The following is a 16,548-nucleotide window of genomic DNA, read 5'->3' as shown; positions in this document are numbered from 1 at the left end:
GCCCCTGGGTGCCGCATCGTATTTATGTATTGTTTCAGGCCTGCATTGCGCTGATGCCGGCCTGTTCGAACGCCTTGGCCAGATCGCGGATCGGCCGTTGCTCTGTGTCTTGCATCACTTGCAATTGCTGGGTCAGCGACGGTGCCCCAAACACCCCGCGCCCGCCCTGGGAAAGATCGCCGACCTTGGGCTTGTCGCCAAAAGACTTCAGCGAGCCGCCATCCTCGGTGGAGTCCTGGCCGAACAGCAGCGACAGCGTGCTTTGGCTGAACACCCCGCCGTCGCCGCCACCGAAGCCCAGGAAGCCATGGCCATTGCCATCGCCGCCGGGATCGCTGCTGCCGAATACCTGGGCAATGAAGCTCGGCGCCAGGGCCCCGTGATTGATGAAAATATCCCCCAACGGCCGGATGCCATTGCCCAGCACCCGCTGCTCGAACAGTGGCGTGAAGGCCAGTGGCGACCCCAAGTCGCCAACGGGTGGCGTGGTGAGGGTGGGTTGCAGCGGCACATAAGGCGGCAGCGACGGAACCACCGGGTCGCTCGAACGGAACTCCGGATCGCCCACCGGCTGCTGCGTGGGTGGGTTGGCCAACGGCATGGTGTTGATCGCGTAGTTGTTGGAGTCGGTGCTGCCACTGCCGGTATTGCCGAATGAGTCGCTCACCCCGCTGTTGTTCAGGCTGATCAGGTTGCTGGTATCGCTGATATTCGCCGTTGGCGTCAGGGTCGCGGTCCAGGTCCGGCCGCCGTCGCTGCTGCCCAGGGCGCTCAGGGTGCCGTTGGCCACCGTCAGGTCCGAGTTGGTGAAGCCGCTGATCGCCTCGCTGAAGGTGATGGTCACGCTGCTGGTCTGGCCCACGCCGAGGCTGCTGTTGGCGACTACGATGGTCGCGGTCGGCCGCTGGGTATCGATCAGGTAATTGTTCGAATCCGTGCTGCCCAGCCCGGTATTGCCCGAGCCGTCCGTCACGCCACTGCCGTTGAGCGTGATCAGGTTGGTCGTATCGCTGACGTTGGTATTCGGCGTGAAAATCGCGGTCCAGGTGATGCCGCCATCGCTGCTGCTGACCGCGCTCAAGGTGCCATTGGCCACCGTCAGGTCGCTGTTATCGAAGCCACTGACCGCCTTGCTGAAGGTGATGGTCACCAGGGACGTGTCGCCCACCGCCAGCATCGGGTTGGCGACCACTATGGTTGCGGTGGGGCGCACGGTGTCGATGACGTAGTTGGCCGAGTCGGTAGTGCCACTGCCGGTGTTGCCGACGGCGTCTATCACTCCGGCATTGTTCAGCGTGATCTGATTGCTGCTGTCGCTGATGTTGATGGCCGGGGTAAAGGTGGCGGTCCAGGTAACCCCGCCATCGCTGCTGCTCAAGGCCCCCAGGGTACCGTTGGCCACTGTCAGATCCGAGTTAGTGAAGCCGCTGATCGCCTCGCTGAAGGTGATGGTCACAGTGGTGGTTTCGCCCGCCTTCAGGGCAGTGTCGGCCAGCACGATGGTGGCGGTCGGCCGCCCGGTGTCGATGATGAAATTGTTCGAGTCGGTGCTGCCGCTGCCGGCGTTGCCCGCCGCGTCACTGACCCCGCTGTTGTTGAGGGTGATCAGGTTGGTGGCATCGCTGACGTTGACGTTCGGGGTGAAGGTCGCGGTCCAGGTGATGCCGCCGTCACTGCTGCTGACCGCGCTCAGGGTGCCGTTGCTCACCGTCAGGTCGCTGTTATCGAAACCACTGACCGCCTCGCTGAAGGTGATGGTCACCAGGCTGGTTTCGCCGATCGGCAGGATCGGGTTGACCACCACTATGGTCGCCGTCGGGCGGGCCGTGTCGATGCTGTAGTTGTTGGAATCGGTGCTGCCAGTGCCAGTGTTGCCGGAGGCGTTGGTCACGCCGCTGTTGTCCAGGGTGATCAGGTTGCTGGTGTCGGTGATGCCCGTGGTCGGGGTGAAGGTGGCGGTCCAGGTGACGCCACCGTCACTGCTGCTCAGCGCGCTCAGGGTGCCGTTGGCCACCGTCAGGTCGGCGTTGGTGAAGCCGCTCACCGCCTCGCTGAAGGTGATGGTCACGAGGCTGGTTTCACCGGCCTTCAAGGCCGTGTCGGCGATCACCACGGTGGCCGTCGGCCGCACGGTTTCGACGGTGTAGTTGGCGGAGCCGGTGGTGCCCATCCCGGCGTTGCCCGCCAGGTCGCTGACCCCGGTGTTGTTCAGGGTGATCAGGTTGCTCAGGTCGGTGATGCCCGCCGTCGGGGTGAAGGTGGCAGTCCAGGTGATACCGCCGTCGCTGCTGCTCATCGCGCTCAGGGTGCCGTTGGCCACTGTCAGGTCGCTGTTGTCGAAACCGGTCACGGCTTCGCTGAACGTGATGGTCACCACCGAGGTTTCGCCGGCCTTGAGGCTCGAGTCGGAGAGCACGATGGTGGCGGTCGGACGCTGGCTGTCGACCGCGTAGTTGTTGGAGTCGGTGGTGCCGCTGCCGGTGTTGCCAGCCAGGTCGGCGATGCCGGTGTTATCCAGGGTGATGACGTTGCTAGTGTCGGTGATGCCGACGGCCGGGGTAAAAGTCGCGGTCCAGGTGATGCCGCCATCGCTGCTGCTGACCGCGCTCAAGGTGCCATTGGCGATGGTCAGGTCGGCATTGGTGAAGCCGCTCACCGCCTCACTGAAGGTGATGGTCACCAGCGAGGTCTGGCCCACGCCCAGGGCGCTGTCGGCGACCACTATGGTCGCGGTCGGCCGCACCGTATCGATGGCGTAGTTGTTGGAATCGGTGGTGCCGCTGCCGGCGTTGCCGGAAGCGTTGGTCACGCCGCTGTTATCCAGGGTGATCAGGTTGGTGGTGTCGGTAATGCCCGTCGTCGGGGTGAAAGTAGCGATCCAGGTAATGCCGCCGTCGCTGCTGCTCACCGCGCTCAGGGTGCCGTTGGCAATCGTCAGGTCGGCATTGGTGAAACCCGTCACCGCTTCGCTGAAAGTGATGGTCACCAACGAGGTTTCACCGATCTTCAAGGCGTTGTCGGCGATCACTATGGTCGCGGTCGGCAGGACAGTGTCGATGCTGTAGTTGTTGGAGTTGGTGGTGCCGCTGCCGGTGTTGCCGGCCAGGTCGGCGATGCCGGTGTTGTTCAGAGTGATCAAGTTGCTGGCGTCGTTGATACCGACGGTCGGGGTAAAGGTCGCGGTCCAGGTAATGCCGCCATCGCTGCTGCTGACCGCGGTCAGGGTGCCGTTGGCGATGCTCAGGTCGGCGTTGGTGAAACCGCTGACCGCTTCGCTGAAGGTAATGGTCACCAGCGAAGTTTCACCGGCGCTGAGGGCGCTGTCGGCGACCACGATAGTCGCGGTCGGCCGAACCGTGTCGATGGCGTAATTGTTGGAATCGGTGGTGCCAGTGCCGGCGTTGCCGGACAGGTCGGCGATGCCGGTGTTGTTCAGGGTGATCAGGTTGGTCGTATCGCTGATGCTGGCGCTCGGGGTGAAAGTCGCGGTCCAGGTGATGCCACCGTCGCTGCTGCTCACCGCGCTCAAGGTGCCGTTGGCGATGGTCAGGTCAGCGTTGGTGAAACCGCTCACCGCCTCGCTGAAGGTAATGGTCACCAGCGAGGTTTCGCCGATTCTCAGCGCGGTATCGGCGACCACTATGGTCGCGGTCGGCCGCACCGTATCGATGGCGTAGTTGTTGGAATCAGTGGTGCCGCTGCCCGCGTTGCCGGAAGCGTTGGTCACACCGCTGTTATCCAGGGTGATCAGGTTGGTGGTGTCGGTAATGCCCGTCGTCGGGGTGAAAGTAGCGATCCAGGTAATGCCGCCGTCGCTGCTGCTCACCGCGCTCAGAGTACCGTTGGCGATAGTCAGGTCGGCATTGGTGAACCCCGTCACCGCTTCGCTGAAAGTGATGGTCACCAACGAGGTTTCACCGATCTTCAAGGCGTTGTCGGCGATCACTATGGTTGCGGTCGGCAGGACAGTGTCGATGCTGTAGTTGTTGGAGTTGGTGGTGCCGCTGCCGGTGTTGCCGGCCAGGTCGGCGATGCCGGTGTTGTTCAGGGTGATCAGGTTGCTGGCGTCGTTGATACCGACGGTCGGGGTGAGGGTGGCGGTCCAGGTGATACCGCCATCGCTGCTGCTGACCGCGGTCAGGGTGCCGTTGGCGATGCTCAGGTCGGCGTTGGTGAAGCCGCTGACTGCCTCGCTGAAGGTGATGGTCACCAGGGACGTCTCGCCCGCCGTAAGGGTGCTGTCGGCGACCACTATGGTCGCGGTCGGCCGCACCGTGTCGATGGCGTAGTTATTGGAATCGGTGGTGCCGCTGCCGGCGTTGCCAGCTGTATCCGTGATGCCGGTGTTGTCCAGGGTGATCAGGTTGGTCGTATCGCTGATGCTGGCGCTCGGGGTAAAGGTCGCGGTCCAGGTGATGCCGCCGTCGCTGCTGCTCACCGCGGTCACGGTGCCGTTGGCAATGGTCAGATCGGTATTGGTGAAGCCGCTGACCGCCTCGCTGAAGGTAATGGTCACCAGCGAGGTTTCGCCGATTCTCAGCGCGCTGTCGGCGACCACTATGGTCGCGGTCGGCCGCACCGTGTCGATGGCGTAGTTGTTGGAGTTGGTGGTGCCCACGCCCAGGTTGCCCACGGCGTTCTGTACACCGGTGTTGTCCAGGGTGATCAGGTTGGTGGCATCGGTAATGCTCGAAGTCGGGGTGAAAGTCGCGGTCCAGGTGATGCCACCGTCGCTGCTGCTCACCGCGGTCAAGGTGCCGTTGGCGATGGTCAGGTCGGCATTGGTGAAACCGGTCACCGCCTCGGAGAAGGTGATGGTCACCAGCGAGGTTTCACCGATCCTCAAAGCATTGTCGGCGACCACTATGGTGGCCGTCGGGTGCGCGGTATTGATTACGTAGTTGCCCGAATCCGTGGTGCCGCTACCACTATTGCCGGCCAGGTCGCTGATCCCGGTGTTGTTCAGGGTGATCAGGTTGCTGGCGTCGCTGATGCCATCGGTCGGGGTGAAGGTGGCGGTCCAGGTGATGCCGCCATCGCTGCTGCTGACCGCAGTCAGGGTGCCGTTGGCGATGGTCAGGTCGGCGTTGGTGAAACCACTGACTGCCTCGCTGAAGGTGATGGTCACCAGGGACGTCTCGCCCGCCGTAAGGGTGCTGTCGGCGACCACTATGGTTGCGGTCGGGCGGACGGTATCGATGGCGTAGTTGTTGGAATCGGTGGTACCGCTGCCGGCGTTGCCGGCCAGGTCGGCGATGCCGGTATTGTCCAGGGTGATCAGGTTGGTCGTATCGGTGATGCTGGCGCTCGGGGTAAAGGTGCCGGTCCAGGTAATGCCGCCATCGCTGCTGCTCACTGCGGTCAGGGTGCCGTTGGCAATGGTCAGGTCGGCGTTGGTGAAGCCGGTTACCGCCTCGGAGAAGGTGATGGTCACCAGCGAGGTTTCACCGACTCGCAAGGCGTTGTCCGCGACCACTATGGTCGCGGTCGGCCGTACAGTATCGATCGCATAGTTGTTGGAGGTGGTGGTGCCGACCCCGGCGGTGCCAAGGCCATTGATCACCCCGGTGTTATCCAGGGTGATCACGTTGGTGGTATCGGTGATGCTCGAAGTCGGGGTGAAGGTGGCGGTCCAGGTGATGCCGCCGTCGCTGCTGCTCACCGCGGTCAAGGTGCCGTTGGCGATGGTCAGGTCGGCATTGGTGAAACCGGTCACCGCCTCGGAGAAGGTGATGGTCACCAGCGAGGTCTCGCCAATTTTCAGCGCGGTATCCGCCACCACTATGGTCGCGGTGGGTGGTGGCGCATAGGCGGTGTTGAGGACGCCGCCGTCGTTGTAGATGTTCGCCGACGACGTCGGCGAAGTGCCGGTGGTACCACCGCCTAGCGCTGTACCGCCGGCGCCACTGGCGGCCGCATTACCGCTCAGGGCAGCGAAGTTGGCCGCGGTCATCAGCAGCGTGCCTTTATTCCAGATCGCGCCGACACCCCGGCCGCCGATCCCGCCGTTGCTGGCGTTGCTGCCTTGGCCACCACCACCGCCACCGCCGCCGCCCGCGCCGATGTTGTTGCTGATGGTCGAGGTACCGATCACGGTGATGGTGCCGCTGGAGGCGTTGTAGATACCGCCGGCGGCGTTGCCGCCCGCGCCGCCGACCTTGTCCCAACCCGCGCCGCCACCGCCGCCACCGATGGAAATCGTGCCGTTGGTGGCCGTGGCACCGTTACCGCCGTTGCTGTAGTAGGACACCCCCACGCCGCCTGCGCCGCCGGTGCTGGTACCACCGCGACCGCCCATGTGGGTGGCGTCGTAGCCACCGCCATAACCGCCCACGCCAGCACTGCCAGCCTGGCCGCCCAGCGTGCCGGTGCCAGGGCCGGCGGAACCGCCGTGGCCGCCACCCTGGCCACCCAGCCCGCCGCCGCCACCACCGCCACCGCCGTAGAACGCACCAGTGACACCGCCGCCGCCACCGCCGCCCGAGGCCGCGTTGGAGGTCACGGTGACGTTGTTGAGGGTGAGGTTCCCGGCGTTGAAAATCCCCCCGGCCATGGCGCCGGTCGCGCCATACCCGCCATTGCCGCCGTTGCCCGAGACCAGGCCCCGGGTGATCACCAGGCCATCCAGGGTCACGGTACTGCCCGAGGCCACTTCGATGACCCGGGTCTTGTATTGGCCGTCGAGGGTCACATCCGCCACCCCGTCGTTATTCAGGTCACCATCGACGGTCACGCTCTTGTTGATCAGCAGTTCGGAGGTCAGTTGCACCGTCATGCCGCTGCTGAAGGTGACGATGTCGCCGTTCTGCGCCGACGCCAGCGCCGCCCGCAGCGAACCCACGCCGGTGTTGGCGTTGTTGGTGGCGGTCCAGGTCGCCAGCCCCCATTGATAATCCTGCATGGCCTGGGTGGACAGCACGTTGGCGCTTTCGATGGTGCCGGTGGCGATCTCCAGCTCCCAGTCGCCGCCCACGCCGGTGCGATCGTTGGAAGCGGCCACGTCGCGACCGGTCAGTTGCGCCAGCGAGTCGACGAAACTCAGGCCGCGTTCGCCCTCGGCGGTGTAGCAGCCGTAGATCAGGATATCGCCGCCGGCGTTCATGTCCTGGCCGATGTCCGCCAGCACCGCGCTGCGGGTCTGGACGTTGTCAGCCGAGAGGTAGCTGTTGCCCAGCCACAGGTCCCCGGCATTGCCGTGGGCGATGATCTGGACCGAACTGACGCCCTGATGCTGGTCCAGGTAATCGGCGATCTGCTGCAGGCCATCCCGGTTCGCCCCCAGTTGCACCACCTGGGTGCCGGGCGCCATGCCCTGGAGCAGGCTGTCGGCGTCCTTGACCCGCGAATCGACGAACACCACCGTCAGCCCCGGCACCGCGGTCGGGGTCGGGGTCGCTGCAGGCGCTGCATCGGCCTGGCCGTGGGTGTCCTTGCTGACGCTCGGCTGATCGGCGGCGGTCGGCGTCTTGGCCACGTCCGTGGTGGTGTGGCTGTCCGGCTGGACGGTATCGGCCACCGTCGCCGCCACCGCGCCGTCGAACAGCATGCGCGGTTCCAGAGGCATGATCATCGGAGAGGCCAGGGCATTCGCCCGCCCGGTGGCCCGCTGATTGACCCGCGACTTGCCTTTGCTCCACCACATGATGCTCACCCGGACTCGAACGTACTGAAAGGTGCAAATGAAAACCGCGGTCAACGGACCGCGGCGTCGGATTTCATACGAATGACATTGGCGGCGCTGGATGCCCCGTCTTTCCAGAAGGACAGCTCCGCATACTTCTCGAACAGGTCCGGCGGCAGGATGGTGCGCCGCGACTGCAGCGCCACCCGCGCCTTGACCTTGTGCAGGCCCGCGACCCCCAGCGCCTGGTCGAACTCGGGCGCGTCATAGGCCAGGCTGTTGAAATCGTGTTCGAACCAGGGTTCGCCGATAAAGTCATAGATCAGCCGCATCACCCGATCCGGCGCCTGGCTCAGCAGGTCGTAGTCGACGATCAGCATCGAATCGGCGTTTTCGCCGTAGTAGGCCTCTTTCAAGGCCGTCCAGGCATACCCCACCAGGCGGTTGTGCTGGGCCAGGGTTTCGCAGCGGCTGTAGACCGAATTGCGCTCGACCGCATCGCCGAACAGCTTGGTGTTTTCGAAGGGGTTGGCCCGGTACAGCCGTTCCAGGCTGTCCATGACCCAGGCGACATTGCGCACGCAGGCGATGGTCTTGGCCTTGGGAAACAGGTCCTTCAAGGCCGGCAGGCGCGCGCACCACTGGCGGTTGGTGTCGAAGATCACCGGTTTGTCGGCCTTGTCGGCGTAGTAGGAGTCGAACAGCCCGCGCAGCAAGCGACGGCGCATGTCGAGGTCGATGACCGCGCCGAATTCGCTGCCGGCGCTGCATTGCTCGAGGATGCCGCTGAACAGCGCACCCACCGGGCTGGTCATGCCGGCATGGAAGCGCGGGTTCTGCAGCAGAATGGCAGACAGCAGGGTCGACCCTGAGCGCGGTAAACCGGAGATAAAGTGGAACTGCGGCAATCCCTTCACCCTAGCTATAAGTCCATTTATGGAACAAAGCGTAGTGCAAGGTCAGAAAACCAACAGTGGTGTTTTGATATCAATTCGGAGCAAAACCACAAAAAATATGTGCTCAAAAAAACAGCAACCGCTCTGGGACTGAAAGTGAATCGATTAAGCCTCTGATCACCCTGAATTCTGCCTTTCGTCACCGGCCTGTTCACAAACCGATTTTTTTGCGAAAACCCGCCCAAGGCGTCTATCCAGCAGGTTTCCCTGGCTGGCTACACAGCGCTTTCACCGACGCCTGGCCCTGCGCCATACCGCACATCAGCAGCAACCGGGCCGTGACCCCGCCGGCAGTGAATTCGCCGGTTTTTCGCCAGTGCGCCGGCAGCGGGGCGAATTCATCGGGTTGGTCGGCCGTGCCGATCAGCCAGACACGGCCACTGCCCATCGGCAACGCCGACAGCCGGTCGAGGTAAATCCTGTCGGCCTGCTGATCGATCAGGGTGCCGAAGCCATAGGCATTGGGTCGGGTCGAGACCCCGGCGGGTGTAGGCGGGGTGTAGAGCAGCGGCTGGGCATCGGTGCGGTTGTAGTAGACGTAACTCAGGTACCACAGCAGATCGCTGGTGACGATCCGGTCGCCGGCCAGGTAGCGCTGGTTCACGTAGTCCACCAGCACGCTGATCTGATCGTTCACGTCCACCGTGGCGTTGTTGTTCAGGCCGACCACCTCCGCCCCGCCGAACAACAACAGGATCGCCAGCGCCAGCACACGGGTCTGCGCCAGCAGCCGGTCGATGGCAATCGCGAAAATCAGCGGCAGGCCCAGGGCATAGGCCGTCAGGTAGCGCTCGATGAACACCGGCGAAACGAAGGACACCGCAAACACCAGCAACAGCGGCAGCAGGGTGTAGATCACCAGCAACCAGTGCCAGCGCCAGGGCGAGCGGTCGCGCCAGGCGAGCACGGCAACAACGCTCAGCACCAGCAGCGGCAGGCCCGCGAACAGCAGCGGGGAGCGGGTTTCGCCATCGTCCTGGGTCAGCAGTTGCCAGACCATCGAGGGCAACGAAGAAAAATCCACCGACGGCTCCCAGCCCACGTCGCCGCTGGCTTTCAGTTGGTCGATATGCTGCAGCAGGTCCACCAGCCCCGGCAGCCAGGGGGCGAACAGCATGACGATGGCAAGGTTGGCCAGCCACCAGCCGGACTGGTTGATCGCCCGGCTCGGGGGCGTCGCTTGCAGGCGCAGCAACAACAGGTACGACCAGTGGACCAGCACGCAGAGCGCGGTGAAATAGTGGGTGTAGAACGCCGCACTCATCAGCAGCGTGTAATACACCAGGTAGCGCTGACGCCGTGGCTGCCTGACCCAGTACACCAGGGCGATAGTGGCGCCGAGCAGCCATACCCCCAACAACGCATACATGCGCACTTCCTGGCTGTAGCGCACGGCGGTGGGCAGCAGGGCCAGCAGGAACCCGGCGAGGATCGCCGCGCGACGGCTGGCGATCTGCGCCACCAGCCACACCCCCAGGCCGACACAGACGATCCCCGGCCAGGCGCTGAAACTGCGAATGGCAAAGATGCCGTCGCCAAACAGCGCGATCCAGCCGCGCAGCAGCATGAAATACAGCGGAGGATGCACGTCATGGGCGGCATGCACCCAGAGTTCGCTCAAGCCATAGCGGCTGAGCAACAGGCTGGAGCCTTCATCGCCCCAGATGGCGGCGGCGGTCAGGTCGTAGAAGCGGGTGGCCGCCGCCAACAGCAAGATCGGCAGCAGCCAATACGCCCGCAGCACCGCGATCAGGCGCTGGGCGTCGCTCGTTAGCCGATTGGCGATGCCCGGCTCGGCCGTATCCAGCAATTGCGACTCTCTGCGAAACGGCATGAATTTCCCCCGCACCCACGTTTTACCACCACAGCATCGCTGTTTATCCGACCGGACATAAGGCACCCCATCACCCCAGGCGACTGGCGGAACAGCGTCTACGCTAACCATTGCTGTCAACGAGCCCGCTTGGCGTTCTGACCCTATCGGTCAAGCTGTCAGGCCAGACACCAGGGATCGGCTCAGGGAGTTCCACTGATTAACCTGAAGGATAAAAAACTATGGAAGTGTTCATGGGCACCATTCAAGCTTTTTCCTTTAACTTCCCTCCAAACGGCTGGGCCTCGTGTTACGGCCAGACCCTGGGAATCTCACAGTACCAGGCGCTGTTTTCGCTGTTGGGCACCTACTACGGCGGCAATGGCACCACCAACTTCCAACTGCCGAACCTGCAAGGGCGCCTGCCCATCGGCCAGGGCAACGGGCTGGGCCTGACGCCCCGGGTGATCGGCGAGGTTTCCGGCACCGAAAACGTCACCCCCACCCTCAACAACCTGCCTGCCCACACCCATACCCTCGCCGGCCTGAACGCGGCCACCACACTGCAGCTGGCCAACCCCGCCAGCAATCCGGCCAGTACCCCGACGGCCACCAACTCGTTCATCGGCACCTCCGGCGGCGGGCCGGGCACCGCCACCATCTACTCCGACAAGCAAGGCACCACGCCAGTGCCGCTCCAGGGGGTCAACACCACGATCACCGGCACCATCTCGCCCGCCGGCAACGGCCTGCCGCTGCAGGTGATGAACCCGTTCCTGGTGATCAACTTCAGCGTGGCCCTGAACGGCCTGTTCCCATCGCGCAATTGAAGTTCGCGCCGGGGGATATTCCCCCGGCCCTTTTTCCGGCCAGGAGTGGCGCCATGCTGCATCTGCTGCAAAGTGAGCATTTCCAGCCTTTGCTGGGGCAAACCTGCAACCTGTTGCTACCGGACGGCAGCGTCTTGCCGGTCCATATCGAGTCCATCAAGGACACCCCCCAGGCCCGCATGCCGAACAGCGCGCGCATGCCCTTCTGCGTCGAGCTCAACAGCCTGGAGCCGACAGCGTTCGTCGACGGTCTGTGCGACCTGGAGCTGCCCGGCGTCGGTCATCTGCAAGGCATGTTCGTGTCGCGGGTGCCGGCCCTGGGCCGCGATCCGACGCTGGGTTATTTCTATATCGCCTTCAACTGAACCGGGCGTGCCTGGCGGCATCGCCCCAGGCACTGGCTCGAATCCGCGGGGTTGCGCCGCCTATCCGCGCGGGCCGGGGTACCACACCAGCCGCTCGGCCGCCGGGTTGGCTTCCTCGACCTGAAACCCCAGCGCCAGGTAATGCCGGCGCGCATGGGGGTTGCTGGCCCAGACCACAGTAGCCACCGGGCAGCGCACCTGCTCGGCGGCTTTCTGCACGCCCTGCAGCACCGTGCGTCCGTAACCGCGACCGCGGGCGGCCGGAATGAACGCCAGGTACAGCACGCGGATTTCATTGGGGCCGAAATCGGTGGTCAAGGCGCCGATGGCGCTGCCGAGCTTTTCGATCACGTAGTGCATGGCGCCGGGGAAGTTCTCCCCCGCGCCCTGCTCCTGGATCTGGAACTGCTGGGCGATCACCTGCTCGATCTGCTCCTGCTCGCCATCGATCCATTGCAGATCGCTGCGCGCCGAGCGGTAAAGGCTTTGCAGGAACGGTCCGTCGGTGGGCCGCGACGGACGTACCACCAAGCCATCGGACATGGCTGAATCCTTATGCAACATATGCGTTCTCCCTGAACATTCCTTGTTTCAGAACCCGCTTTCCCTCACGCCCAGCGCCGCCAGGCGCCGCCAGGCCGTACCCAGCAGCGACTCGCCACGCCCCTGCAACACCACCACGCCGCGCAGCGGCTGGCTCGGGGTGACGCTGGCATCGAGCACCTTGAGCCTAGCGCCGTACTGCGCCTGGACCGGTTCGGCGCGGTGGTTTTCATCGCGGCGCACGGCAATCGGCCCATGGTGATCGGAGGTCAGTGCCTCCTGGTCGATATAAGCCACGCCGTTGGTGTCGACTTCGGTCAGTTGTACCTCGAGCGCCGGGTGCATCGGGTCGTCGGCGATAAAGCGCCCCGTGGCCCCCGGCGCGACCCGCCACAGGTCGGCCTCGGCGAGAAAACCACGCAAGCGCGCCCCCGGTTCGACCACCCGGGCCAGCGGATCCTTGGGCGATACCCAGCGGCCCACCTGCAGTTGTGGCAGCAGGTCGCGCAACTGGCCGGCCTCGGGCGCCCGCAGCGACAGGCGCTCGCGTTGCGCCGACAGGCCACGGTATTCGGCCACGGCCTCGGCCAGTTGCTGCTCGACAATCCCGGCGTCGGCCGCGGTCTCGCTGCGCCCGGCGCGGCGGCGCATCTGCAATTGCTGGATCTCGATTTCCCGGCGCGCGATGGCTTGGCGTGAGGCCAGGTCCGGGGACTCAAGTTCCACCAGCACCTGGCCCTTGCTCACTGCCTGGCCGTCGCTGACCTTGACCTGCTGAACCCGCGCCGCCACCGGCGCATGCAAGGCACTGGCGCGTCCAGCTTCGAGCATCGCCGGCACCTCCACCGAGCTGCGCCAGGGCACCGCCACCAGCAGCAACACCGCCACCAGCCCCAGGCTGCTGAGCAACACTCGCGGCGCATCGGCCTGTTCGCGGCGCGTCCACCATTCGCGCCACTCGCGCACGATGGGCAGGAAGATGAACCACACCAGCTCCACCAGCATCAGGAAGATGCCCAGCAGCTTGAAAAACAGGTGGTACACCGCCAGCGCAATCCCGAAAAACAGCACCGCGCGCCACAACCACGAGCCATAACCCCACCACAGCAGACGCCGCTGCATGGCCGGCGACCAGGGCTCCGGCGCGGGCTGCCGATAGCCGAACAAAGCCTCGCGCAAGCGCCAGCGACAGAAGGCAAAGGCCCGCCCCTGGAGGTTATCCACTTCCCAGAAATCGCTGAGCAGAAAATAGCCATCGAAGCGCATGAAGGGGTTCAGGTTGATCACCAGGGTGGTGATCCAAGTGGCGCTGGCCAGCATGAAGGCCGCGGTGCGCGCCGGCCCGTCCGGCAGCAGCGACCAGGCCAGCAGGGCAATGCTGGCCAGCAGCAACTCGGCCAGTACGCCGCCGGCGCCGATCAGCAAGCGTGCGCGACGGTCATTGACCCGCCAGGCATCGCTGACGTCGGTGTAGAACATCGGCAACAGCACCATGAACGCCACCCCCATGCTCTGCACCCGGCAGCCGGCGCGCTTGGCCATGAAGGCGTGGCCGAATTCATGGCACAGCTTGGCGAAAAACAGCGCCACGCCGAACGCCAAGGCACCGCCGAGGCTGAACAGGTGGGGGAAGGTCGCCAGGAAGCGCTGCCAGTCCCGCGACACCAGGAACACTCCCAGCCCCAGGGTCAGGGGCAAGCCGTAGCGCAGCAGACCCGGTCCGAACCGCGCCAGCCACGGCCAGGCACGATTGAGAAAGGTGTCCGGGCGCCACAGCGGGATACGAAAGAACAGGTATTGGTGCAGCAGCACCTGCCAGAGGCTCTGGTGCTGCGCGGCGGCCTTGAGCTCATAGCTGGCGCGCTGTTGCGGATCGAGGGCGGTGATCAGGTCGTGACTGCGCAGAAAGCCCAGCAATTCATCCAGTTCCGCGCCGCCCAGGGGCAGCCCCGGCTCACGATTGGCGGCGCGCAGCACCTGCCCGGCGTCCCCCAGGGACCAGTGCCTGAGCAAACGCATCGCCACCGCGCCGAGCTTGAAATAACGGCCGCGCACCGGGTCGGCCAGGGTCCAGCGCGGCGAGCCGTCCAGCGCCGGCGCCGCTGCCGACAGCTGCAAGTCCGCGCGCAGGCTCGGCAGGTCCATTACAGACCCACGCTCTGCCGCAGACCGGCCAGGGGCCGGCGCAGCAGGTACAGCGCCAGTGGCGCGCGCTCACCAAAGAGCTTGGCCGTGCCGCGCAGGCCAATCCGCGGCGGCGCCTCGCGAAAACGCGCATCGAGGCGGTAGGCCAGCTGCCCGCCCGGCGTCGGCTGCGCTTCGTAGGCCGCCCGTTCGAGGCTGGCCAGGTGGCGCTGCAACGGGTCGCTGTCGAGAAACAGCGCCACCTGCGCGCCAGGCTCCAGGGCAATGGCGTCGCCCACCGCCAGTTCGATGCGCAACTCGGCCTGGCTCGGGTCGGCGATTTCCATCAGCCGCTCGCCGGTCTGCACCGGTTTTCCGGTCCAGCGCTCGGCGTCGGCGAACACGGCGATGCCATCCCGTTCAGCCCGTACTTCGCTGCGCTTGAGCAATTCGCGGGCGTAATCGCGTTCAGCGCGTTTCTGCTCGACCCGGGCCGCCAGCAGGTCGATTTTCGAACTGGATTCGGCATCGGCAAAGGCCCGCTGGGAGTTGGCCTTCAATTCCGCCTCGGCCACGCCCAAGGCGCGGGCAGCAACATCGGCCTGGGCGTTGAGGGTGGTGTTTTCGAAACGCAGCAGCAGGTCGCCGGTTTTCACCGTCTGGTTGGGCTTGACCAGGAATTCGGCGATCACCCCGTCCAGCGGCGCCGCCACCACGCGCCCGCCCAACGGCACCACCTCGGCCGGCGCCAGCACCGACTGCCGCACCGGAATCAGCAAGCCCAGCAACACCACCGCCAGCAGCGCCAGGCGGCGTTGGCGATTCCAGCGCAGGCGCCACGGCTTGCGCGGTTGCAGCGCCAGCCAGGCATGGCTGTAGGTGTCGCCCAGCTGCGCCAGCAGCACCTGTTCGGAAGGGTTCCACGGCGTGTCGCGGGCCAGCCACAGGCCACCAAAGACCGCGCCCTGACGATCGATCAGCGGCAACCAGAACACCTGCGCCGCCGACAGGCTCTGCCAGTCGGCCCACACCGGGGCGCTCAGTTGCTCGGCCGCGACCACCCGTGCCTGTTGCACGAGTTCGAGCTTGAACAGCTGGGCCACCGCCTGTTCGACGAAGGCCACGAAGGGCGCATTCGGATCGAGCGCGCTGACGCCGGTCACCGCGCGGACCTTGCCGGCGATCACCAGGGCCGCGTGGCGAAAGCCGAACAGCGCCTGGCTGTCGTTGACCAGGCTGTAGGCCAGTTGTTCGACAGTGCGCGCGGCGCGGGTCTGGCGCTCCAGGTCGAGGAACCGGGCGAAGACCTGTTCGGCGGCGCCCGCTACCGGGGCGTTCACTTGAGCTCCGCGAACCGCGCGGTGCCGCTCATGCCTGCCAACAGGCCCTCGGCATTGGGCACGGCCGCCACCAGCAACAGCGTCTGGCTGCCCTCGTCGATCCGCGCGCCGAGGCGCTTGACCGTGGCGGCCAGCGGCTTGCCGGTTTCATCGGGGACGAAGCTGAAGGTCTGCCCGGCCTTGAGCTTGCCCATCCAGCTCGACGGCACCAGCAGGTGGATTTCCAGGGAACGGTTGTCGACGATTTCCAGCAAGGGCGAGCCGGCCGTCACGCTTTCGTAGCGTTGCACCTTGCGCTCCACCACCTGCCCGTCGAACGGCGCGACCACGCTACAACGCTTGACCTGCACCTGATAGACCTGGGATTGCGCCTGGGTCTCGGAGACCTTGGCCGCGGCCCGCGCCACTTCGAAGCGGCCGACCGAGTTGAGCGAGGCCAGTTGGCGGTTGTGCGCCAGCTCTTCGTTGGCGCCGCGGCTGGCGGCCTGAGCGGCATTGAGCTGGGCCTGGTAGGCCGAGCAATCGAAGCGGGCCAGCACGTCGCCCTTCTTGAAGGACTCGCCTTCGCTGTAGGGCAACTCGACGATGCGCCCGGACAGCTCGCCGGCCAATACCGCCTGATCCTTGGCCCGCAGCACCCCTCGCGCTTCGCTGCCGCTCGCTACAGCGGCGCTGGCAGCATTGTCATTCAGTAGCGGATCGTCTGGTGCAGGTGTTTGCGCCTGGGCCACGCACACCAGGCAGGTCAATCCGAATCCCAATCCATGAAATCGCCGCATAACCGTAACTCCCTGACGGATGGGCGGAGTCTAAGACAGCAAGCGCAAGCGTCAAGCAAATGGCCACCATCTTTATCAATCCCGACAAAGGCATCGAGCGCCCGCCTGACAGCATAGATCCCTTGCCCGGCGCGGCTTGTATCGGGTCGCGTGGGTATTTTAGATGCCCGCGAGCGC

Annotated in this window: 9 protein-coding genes; 2 read left to right on the top strand and 7 right to left on the bottom strand. The window is 65.1% G+C overall.

The features are described 5' to 3' along the window. Positions 1-34: 34 nt before the first annotated feature. From C4K38_RS00810 to C4K38_RS00800, 3 genes are all read right to left on the bottom strand, one after another. Positions 35-7,642, bottom strand: a complete 7,608-nt coding sequence (locus tag C4K38_RS00810) for an Ig-like domain-containing protein (protein WP_081001407.1) — start codon at positions 7,640-7,642, stop codon at positions 35-37. Between the two features lie 50 nt (positions 7,643-7,692). Continuing rightward, a complete protein-coding gene (locus tag C4K38_RS00805) occupies positions 7,693-8,538 on the bottom strand; it encodes a sulfotransferase family protein (RefSeq protein WP_053276902.1) in 846 nt (281 codons plus the stop codon). 229 nt (positions 8,539-8,767) lie between these two features. Then, positions 8,768-10,411, bottom strand: a complete 1,644-nt coding sequence (locus tag C4K38_RS00800; RefSeq protein ID WP_053276901.1) for a glycosyltransferase family 39 protein — start codon at positions 10,409-10,411, stop codon at positions 8,768-8,770. A gap of 221 nt (positions 10,412-10,632) precedes the next feature. Here C4K38_RS00800 and C4K38_RS00795 point away from each other — a divergent pair, with 221 nt between their 5' ends. Further along, positions 10,633-11,220 carry a phage tail protein gene (locus tag C4K38_RS00795; protein WP_025808556.1) on the top strand — a complete coding sequence of 196 codons (588 nt, stop codon included), beginning with the start codon at positions 10,633-10,635 and terminating at the stop codon, positions 11,218-11,220. 53 nt (positions 11,221-11,273) lie between these two features. After that, a complete protein-coding gene (locus tag C4K38_RS00790; RefSeq protein ID WP_053276900.1) occupies positions 11,274-11,585 on the top strand; it encodes a DUF6916 family protein in 312 nt (103 codons plus the stop codon). 60 nt (positions 11,586-11,645) lie between these two features. On the opposite strand, the gene C4K38_RS00785 is transcribed toward C4K38_RS00790, so the two are convergent. Genes C4K38_RS00785 through C4K38_RS00770 form a run of 4 tightly spaced genes read right to left on the bottom strand, consistent with a single transcriptional unit; the run spans position 11,646 to position 16,371 of the window. Next, positions 11,646-12,149, bottom strand: a complete 504-nt coding sequence (locus C4K38_RS00785) for a GNAT family N-acetyltransferase (RefSeq protein WP_053276899.1) — start codon at positions 12,147-12,149, stop codon at positions 11,646-11,648. Positions 12,150-12,176: 27 nt separating this feature from the next. Then, positions 12,177-14,273 (bottom strand): site-2 protease family protein, encoded by a 2,097-nt coding sequence (locus C4K38_RS00780; protein WP_053276898.1) that lies wholly within the window; start codon positions 14,271-14,273, stop codon positions 12,177-12,179. Continuing rightward, positions 14,273-15,592, bottom strand: coding sequence for an efflux RND transporter periplasmic adaptor subunit (locus tag C4K38_RS00775; RefSeq protein ID WP_053276897.1), 1,320 nt, complete (start codon positions 15,590-15,592; stop codon positions 14,273-14,275). The genes C4K38_RS00780 and C4K38_RS00775 overlap by 1 nt, the downstream gene beginning before the upstream one ends. Next, positions 15,589-16,371, bottom strand: a complete 783-nt coding sequence (locus C4K38_RS00770) for an efflux RND transporter periplasmic adaptor subunit (protein ID WP_053276896.1) — start codon at positions 16,369-16,371, stop codon at positions 15,589-15,591. The genes C4K38_RS00775 and C4K38_RS00770 overlap by 4 nt, the downstream gene beginning before the upstream one ends. Between the last annotated feature and the right edge of the window lie 177 nt (positions 16,372-16,548).

It is taken from the genome of Pseudomonas chlororaphis subsp. piscium (assembly GCF_003850345.1).
Lineage (GTDB): Bacteria > Pseudomonadota > Gammaproteobacteria > Pseudomonadales > Pseudomonadaceae > Aquipseudomonas > Aquipseudomonas piscium.
The sequence above is the reverse complement of the archived record's forward strand: the minus strand, read 5'-3'. Positions and strand labels throughout refer to the sequence as shown.

Bases quoted from the DNA above. Each gene is read 5' to 3' on its own strand.
- C4K38_RS00770 (WP_053276896.1), bottom strand. From the start codon at position 16,371: ATGCGGCGATTTCATGGATTGGGATTCGGATTGACCTGCCTGGTGTGC.
- C4K38_RS00780 (WP_053276898.1), bottom strand. From the start codon at position 14,273: ATGGACCTGCCGAGCCTGCGCGCGGACTTGCAGCTGTCGGCAGCGGCG.
- C4K38_RS00810 (WP_081001407.1), bottom strand. From the start codon at position 7,642: ATGTGGTGGAGCAAAGGCAAGTCGCGGGTCAATCAGCGGGCCACCGGG.
- C4K38_RS00800 (WP_053276901.1), bottom strand. From the start codon at position 10,411: ATGCCGTTTCGCAGAGAGTCGCAATTGCTGGATACGGCCGAGCCGGGC.
- C4K38_RS00785 (WP_053276899.1), bottom strand. From the start codon at position 12,149: ATGTTGCATAAGGATTCAGCCATGTCCGATGGCTTGGTGGTACGTCCG.
- C4K38_RS00795 (WP_025808556.1), top strand. From the start codon at position 10,633: ATGGAAGTGTTCATGGGCACCATTCAAGCTTTTTCCTTTAACTTCCCT.
- C4K38_RS00790 (WP_053276900.1), top strand. From the start codon at position 11,274: ATGCTGCATCTGCTGCAAAGTGAGCATTTCCAGCCTTTGCTGGGGCAA.